Source organism: Kitasatospora sp. NPDC059577 (assembly GCF_042735475.1).
In the GTDB taxonomy this organism is placed as follows: domain Bacteria; phylum Actinomycetota; class Actinomycetes; order Streptomycetales; family Streptomycetaceae; genus Kitasatospora.
The window spans coordinates 1-7162 of record NZ_JBHWBZ010000018.1 but is presented as its reverse complement, the minus strand read 5'-3'; the positions used below and the strand labels follow the sequence as shown (position 1 = coordinate 7162).

Below are 7162 nucleotides of genomic sequence, written 5' to 3'. Positions count from 1 at the left end.
CTCACACCCCCCCCCCCCCGCCCGCCGCGCGGGCGGGGCGGTGGGGCTTCGGCCCGCGGCGGGCCCCCGGTCCCGCCCGCGCCCCCCCCCCCCAGCCTGGTCGACCGTGGGGTTCAGGCCGGGTTCAGACCGGCCCCAGGCCGACTTCAGACCTGACGATGCGTCACTCGCCGTAACCCTGGCCGCGCTTGTGCTCGTTCAGCCGGCGCCACGGGCCGGTGATGGCCAGCTGGATGCCCGGGGTCTGGATGTTGGCGAACAGGGTCCTGCCGTCGTCCGAGAAGGTCACCCCGGTGAACTCGCTGAACTCGGGCTTCTCGGCGGTGCCGATGTTCAGCTCGTTGCGGGCGATCGGGTAGACCAGCCCGTCCTCGGTGGCGCCGAACAGGTGCGACACGCCCTCGCCGTCCTCGCAGATCACGATGCCGCCGTACGGCGAGACGGTGATGTTGTCCGGGCCGTCGAAGTTGTCGTGGTCGCCCCAGACGTCGGTGTTGACGCCCAGCAGGACCTTCAGGGTGATGGTGCGGCGGGCCGGGCTGTAGAACCACACCTGGCCGTCGTGCTGCAGCGGGCTCTCCGAACGGGCGTAGCTGGAGACGAAGTAGAACCCGCCGTCACCCCACCACATGCCCTCCAGCTTGCGGGCGCGGGTGACCTCGCCGTCCTTGAACTGCTTGCGGACGGAGACGGTCCTGGCGTCGCGGTCCTGGACCTTGACCCAGTCCACGCCGTAGGTGGTGCCGACCTTGGTGGCGCGGGAGAGGTCGTCGACGAACTTGCCCTGCGCGTCGAAGACCTTGAAGGCCTCCAGCACGCCGGCGTCGGCGGCCAGCTTGCGCAGCTGGTAGCGGCCGTGCCTGTACCCCGCCGGCGGGGTCCAGCGGAACAGCAGGCCGTTCGGGTTCGAGGCGTCCTCGGTCAGGTAGACCTGGCCGCGCTTCGGGTCGACGACCACGGCCTCGTGCGCGTAGCGGCCGAAGGCCTTCACCGGCTGCGGGTCGCGGTTGTAGTCGTCGTCGAAGGGGTCGACCTCGAAGATGTAGCCGTGGTCCTTGGTGAAGCCGTTCTTGCCGGCCTTGTCCTCGGTCTCCTCGCCGGACAGCCAGGTGCCCCACGGGGTCACGCCGCCGGCGCAGTTGGTGGCGGTGCCGGCGATGCCGACCCACTGCTCGACCGAGCCGTCCCGCTTGGCGTGCACGATGGTGCAGCCGCCGGCCGCGCCCGGGTCGTAGACGTGGCCCTCGGTCAGCGGCACCGGGTGCGGCCAGTTGGCGCGGGCACCGGAGAGCTCGTGGTTGACGACCATGTAGTTGCCGCCGCGCTCGTCCTCGAAGGCGGAGGTGCCGTCGTGGTTGCTCGGGGTGAACTCCCCGGTGCGCAGCTTGGTGACGCCGGCCCGGTTGAGGACCTGGTACGAGAAGCCCTTCGGCAGGGACAGCAGCCCGGCCGGGTCCTGGACCAGCGTGCCGTAGCCGACGGCGGTGCCGCCCGTGGCGTTGGTGCCGGCGGCCGCGGCGACCGGCGCCTCACCGCCGACCGGGGCGGCGATCGCGCCGGGGGCGCTGGCCAGCGCCTCGGCGCCGCCGGCGATCAGCACGCCGGCCCCGACGAGGGTGGAACGGTTGACGAAGTCCCGGCGGGACAGCGACATGGCAGCAACTCCTGAGGGGATGAGCGGGCGTCGGGGCGGGATGCCGACGCCCAGCAGGCTCCGCCGAGCGGGTGAACCCGGCATGAAGCCCACCTCACATCGGGGCGGCCATTTGCCGACCGATGACCGACACATGACCTCCGCTTTGCCAAGCCGCCGCCGGCCCTGCCAGAATCCACGACACCGCCGATACCGCAGGCACCGCCGACACCGCCCGCCGGACCTTCGGACCCCGCAAGCCGCCGGACCCCCGGACCGCCGAACCACTCGACCACCGAACCACCGGACCGCCGGCTCGTCAGCGCCGCGCCGCCCGCCACTGCTCCCACGCCGCCAGCCACAACTGCTCGGCCAGCCGGTGCTCCTCCCGGACCCCGGCCCCGCCGCCGGGCCGCTCCCGCCACAACTGTTCCCAGGCCCGCTGCGCCGGCAGGCTCGCCACCTCGCTCGCGAACACCGTGTACCGGACGACCTCCTCGACGGCCGCCGCGCCCTCCGCCGTGCCGACCAGCCACTGCGTCTGCTGGGAGAGCCGGTTGAGGTGGTTGACCATCGAGGTCACCGCCACCCCGGCCTCCTCCCGGGTCTCGGTGGCCAGCCGTACCTGCTGGCGCACCGCCGCCTCCCAGCGCACCGCGCAGGCGTCCCCGCGCAGTCCGCGCGGCAGTCTCGGGGTGCGCCCGGCCCGGACCTGCGCATCGATCGCGGCGGTCTCCGCGATGCTCTGCGCGACCAGCGACCGGTGCGCCTCCAGCCCGACGGCGGGCGGCAGTTCGCGTTCCTCCACCGGGACGTACCGGGCCTGCCGGGAGGCGAGGTCGCGCAGCAGGTCGGCGCGCCCGCGCAGGTACCGCTCGAAGTCGCCGATCCCGCCGAGCTCCACCCCGTCGGGTGCCACCCCGCGCCCGCAGACCGTCACGGTGAGCCCGCCGATCCGCAGCCGTCCGGCCCACACCGGCTCGGGCCCGACGGCCGCCCCGGCCCCGGGCCGCAGCACCGGCCGGTCCTCGTGCACCTCCACCGCGCGCGGCTCGCCCTCCACCGTGATCCACTCGCGCAGGGCCCGCACCCGGCCCGGCCCGTCGCCCTCGTCGACGCCCAACTGTTCGTAGACACGGTCCCGTTCGTCCTCGACCACGTCCTCCAGCTCGGGCAACGGCTCGCAGCTCTCGGCGCCCGGACGGTAGGTGCGCACGGTCACGTACGGGCCGGCCGTCGAGCGCCAGTCGCCGCACTGCACCTCGACCCAGCGCAGCCGGCCGCCGGAGGTCTCGAAGGCGGACAGCGCCTCACCGGTGCGGGCCGGCCCGGCGGCCACGCCGTACACGGGGAAGTCGACCGAGGCGAGGGTCCGGCGGGAGAAGTCCTCCTGGTCGGCGAAACGATCCTCCTGACCCGGCCGGTCCGGGACCGGGAAGCGGCCCGCGGGGCCGGTGTTCCACTCCTGGGGCCTGCCGCCGTTCTCCCGCACCATCCTGTGCCGCACCCCCGACTCCTCGCGCCCGCACCGCTGACGCCACCTTACGTGCCCGCAGCTGCCGGGTCATCAGCCCGGCTGCCGGACGGGGACGGTGGCCGTGTCAGGACGTCCGGTTGTCAGCCGTGCTCCCTAACCTGGCGGCATGACAGCACAGAGCAGCACCACCGAGGCCGGAACCGGGTCGCCGAACGGCGTCCCGGCCCGGATCAGCATCGTCACCCTCGGCGTCTCCGACCTCGACCGCAGCGCCCGCTTCTACGAGGACCTCGGCTGGCGGCGCTCCACCGCCTCCAGCCCGGAGATCGTCTGGTTCCGCACCGCCGACTCGGCGCTCGGCCTCTTCCCCACCGACGAGCTGGCCGCCGACGCGGGCGTTCCCGCCACCGGCGAACCGTCCTTCCGCGGCGTCACCCTCGCGGTGAACCTGGAGTCCCCCGCGCTGGTGGACGCCGCGATGAAGACGGCCGTCGAGGCCGGCGCCGTGATGGTCAAGCCGCCGGTCCCGACGAGCTGGGGCGGCTACTCCGGATACTTCGAGGACCCGGACGGCCACCTCTGGGAACTGGCCCACAACCCGTTCTTCCGCTTCACCGAGGACGGCTCGCTGGACCTGCCCTGAACCGCCTACTTCTTGGAGCGCGCCTTGAACGCCGCCTTGCGGGCCTCCTTGGCCACCGCGCGGTCCAGGTGCAGCTCCCCGATCGCCTCCAGGACGTCCGCCGTGTACGGGTGGTCGACCCGCCACAGCTCGCCGAACCAGGCCGCCGGATCGCCCTTCACCGGCAGGTCGGTGATCAGTTCGCGGAGCAGCCCGGCGTCGCCGCCGCTGTCCAGCAGCTGGGCGGCGAAGGTGTCGACCACCGTCCACAGCGTCATCGTCCGGTCCGGCGCCGGCACGTCCGTCGCACCCCGCGCGGTCAGCCAGGCCCGCGCGGCGCCACCCAGCTCCGGGTCGTCCAGCACCTCCCGGACGGCCGGACCGGCGTCCGCCCCCAGCAGGTCGAGCGCCGAGACGCACAGCATCCGCCGCAGCGGCCCGTACGCGTCGCTGCCGCGCGCCGCCGCGAGCAGTTCGCGCGCGGCGGCCACCGGCTCCCGGCCGGTGGTCCACACCCGCAGCTCCTCGTCCGGCAGCACGTTGACCGACTCGCACACCGCGCGCAGCAGCTCGGCCGCGTCGCCCTGGGCCAGCTCGCCGACGAGCGGGGCGTCGTAGCCGTCCTCCAGCAGCCACTGCCGGATGCCGTACTGGCCGAGCGGGGTGAGCCGGACCAGCCCGAAGCGGGCCGACTCCTCCTCGTCCAGCGGCTCCTCGCCGACGACGGCGGGCTCCGTGCCCTCCTCCTCGTCGAAGAGCTCCGGGTCGATCGGGCGGTAGTCCAGCAGGCCCAGCTCGGCCAGGTCGCCCAGCATCGGGTCCAGCGACACCATCACGTCGGTGATGTCGCCCAGCAGTTCCTCGCTCGGCTCCTCGCCCTCCGGCACCACCAGCAGCGCGGCCAGCACGCCCAGCGGCACGGTCTCGTTGCCCGGCTCGGCGAAGGCGGTGGTCTCGTAGAGCACCTGCAGTGCCTCGTCCAGCAGCTCGGCGGCCTCGTCCCGGGCCTCCTCGACCTCGGAGAGCCCGTCCTCGTCCTCCTCGTCCTCCTCGCCCGGCTCGGCCCCGGCCTCCGCGTCGGCCCCCTCCGCCGACTCCTCCGGCATCGAGTCCGCCTCCACGGCCAGCTCCCGGACGATCCCGGCAGCGGTCAGCCACAGCTCCAGGACGGTCTCCGGATCGCCCTCCTCGGCGGGCTCCAGGTCCGGTCCCGGAACGGCGACGTGCTCGCCCTCCGCGGTCGTGCCGAGTTCCACCAGGTCCAGGTCGCAGGCCAGCGACCAGGCCCGCAGCGCCTCGACCTCGGCCTCCTCCGGCACCTCGCCCTCGGCCGGGGCCAGGCCCAGCAGCCGTGCCGCGGGCGCCCGGTCCGCCTCGACGAGGTCGCCGAACTCGTCCACCGCCCGGTGCGGGGCGGCCCAGCGGGCCAGCGCCAGCGCGTACCCGAACATCGGGACGGCCTTCGCCTGGTCGGCCAGCTCCTGCTCGGGCGGCAACTTCACCGGCGGCACCAGGACCGCCGCGTCGTCGAGGTCCTCGTCGTCCAGCCCGTGCGCGGCGAACGCCCCGTAGAGGTCCTGCAGCTCCATGTCCGCGGGCAGCACGGCCTCGGCCGTGCCCTCTCCCGCCGAGGCCCCGGTGTTCTTGCGACGTCGTCCGGCCATCGTTGTGCGCTCTCCCTCAGCCAGCGGTCAGCCCAACAGCGCCGCGTACCGTTCCACCACCTCAGCGTATAGGTGTGGCACCCCCGATGCCCGGCCGCAAGGGGCGCACACAGGGGCGCGCGCCGTATACGTGCGCCCACCCCTTATCCTTCGCATGGGTACCGCGCACAACCCCGCGCGGGCCCCGGGGCAACGAAGCCCCCTTCTTCAGCTCATCCGCTCCACCTGGGAGCCCCGCACCGCGGCCACCACCACAGCGCCTCAGGACGGGCGCGCCGGCCTACCCCGCCGACCCCGGTGGCGCCCTGCCACAGGAGACCCCTCACATGGCGGACCTCTCCCCCGCCGGCTCCGGCCTGCGCACCGCGCGGCTCGACGGACGCCGACTGTCGGAGGCCCTGCTTCCCCTGGAGCTCGCGCCGCGCGGCCAGCTCCAGCTCGCCGCAATCAGCCGCTGGAACGCGCTGCGCGGCGTCCGCGTCGGCCTGGTGGCCGCCGCCCTGCTGTTCATGCTCATCGGTGCCAACCTGGCGACGCCGATCTACCCGTTGCTGCAGCAGCGCCTCGGGCTCGGCCCCCTCGACACCACGATCCTCTTCACGATCTACGTGTTCGCGCTGGTCCCGGTGCTGGCCATCGTCGGCCACTGGTCCGACCACCTCGGCCGCCGCGCCCTGATCCTGCCCGCCGTCGCCCTGGCCGCCGCGGGCGACGTCGTGTTCGCGACCGCCGGCAGCTTCTGGCAGCTGGCGGCCGGCCGGGCCGTCCAGGGCATCGCCGTCGGCCTGTCCACCGGCGCGGCCGGGGCCGCCCTCGGTGACCTGCTGCCCGACCGTCCGACACTGGCCGCCAAGCTCACCCTGGCCTGTTCCGCCGGTGGCGTCGCGCTCGGCCCGGTGGTCGGCGCCCTGCTGGCCGGCGGCTCGGACCCGCTGATGACGCCCTTCCTGCTGCACGCCATCGCCCTGCTCGCGCTCTGCGTGCCGCTGGCCCTCGTCCACCCGCGGATGCCCGGCCGCAACCGCCCGCCGACCTCCCCGCCCCGGATCACCACCCCGGCCCACCTGCGCCCGCAGCGCCTGCGGCTGCCGCGCACCGGCCGCCGCGAGTTCCTGCTGGCCGCCTCGGCCGGCTTCGTCTCGTACGCGGTCTTCGGCGTCTACCTCAGCCTGGCCCCGGCCTTCGCCGCCAAGCTGCTGCACACCTCCTCGCACCTGACCGGCGCGATCGTGGCCGCCCTGCTGCTCGGTTCCTCGGCCGCCGCCCAGTTGGTCGTCCCGCCGACCTCGGACCGCGTGGTGATCGCCCTCGGCATGACCGGCCTGGCCACCGGCCTCGCCCTGGTCGTCGCCGCCGGGTACACCGGCACCCCGGCGCTGCTGTTCATCGGCAGCGTCCTCGGCGGATCCTGTCAGGGCGTGGCGTTCCGCTCCCTGTTCACCACCGCCGTCGCCGCGTTGGACCCGGAACGCCGGGGCTCCGAACTCTCCGCCCTCTGGGTGATCGTCTACCTCGGCAGCTCCCTGCCCATCGTCGTCGTCGGCGCCCTCGTCCAGGCCTACGGCCTGCTCCCCGCCGTCAGCGGCTTCGCCACCCTCGCGGCGCTCCTCTGCGCCTCCCTGGCGGTGGCCGTCGCCCGCAAGCCCGAGGCGGCCTGACCGCCGGCACCACGCACGAACGCCGCTGCCCGGGACCTCCGAAGAGGGCCCCGGCCGCGGCGTTGCCCCCCCACGGTGAACCCCCCCACATCAGCTGCTCCGGTGAGC

Annotated in this window: 5 protein-coding genes; 2 read left to right on the top strand and 3 right to left on the bottom strand. The window is 74.3% G+C overall.

The features are described 5' to 3' along the window. Positions 1-163: 163 nt before the first annotated feature. Both ACFV0O_RS16650 and ACFV0O_RS16645 read right to left on the bottom strand, forming a co-directional pair. A complete protein-coding gene (locus tag ACFV0O_RS16650; protein ID WP_380341904.1) occupies positions 164-1654 on the bottom strand; it encodes an alkaline phosphatase PhoX in 1491 nt (496 codons plus the stop codon). Positions 1655-1952: 298 nt separating this feature from the next. After that, positions 1953-3140, bottom strand: coding sequence for a hypothetical protein (locus ACFV0O_RS16645; protein ID WP_380341902.1), 1188 nt, complete (start codon positions 3138-3140; stop codon positions 1953-1955). Positions 3141-3276: 136 nt separating this feature from the next. On the opposite strand from ACFV0O_RS16645, the gene ACFV0O_RS16640 reads away from it, so the two are divergent. Then, complete coding sequence (locus tag ACFV0O_RS16640; RefSeq protein ID WP_380341899.1) at positions 3277-3753, top strand: VOC family protein; 477 nt, start codon at positions 3277-3279, stop codon at positions 3751-3753. Between the two features lie 5 nt (positions 3754-3758). Here the strand turns inward: ACFV0O_RS16640 and ACFV0O_RS16635 are convergent, their stop codons facing one another. Then, entirely contained in the window at positions 3759-5396 is a 1638-nt protein-coding gene (locus ACFV0O_RS16635) for a hypothetical protein (RefSeq protein WP_380341896.1), read from the bottom strand. A 326-nt stretch (positions 5397-5722) separates the two neighbouring features. On the opposite strand from ACFV0O_RS16635, the gene ACFV0O_RS16630 reads away from it, so the two are divergent. Next, complete coding sequence (locus ACFV0O_RS16630) at positions 5723-7054, top strand: MFS transporter (RefSeq protein ID WP_380341893.1); 1332 nt, start codon at positions 5723-5725, stop codon at positions 7052-7054. Positions 7055-7162 lie beyond the last annotated feature (108 nt).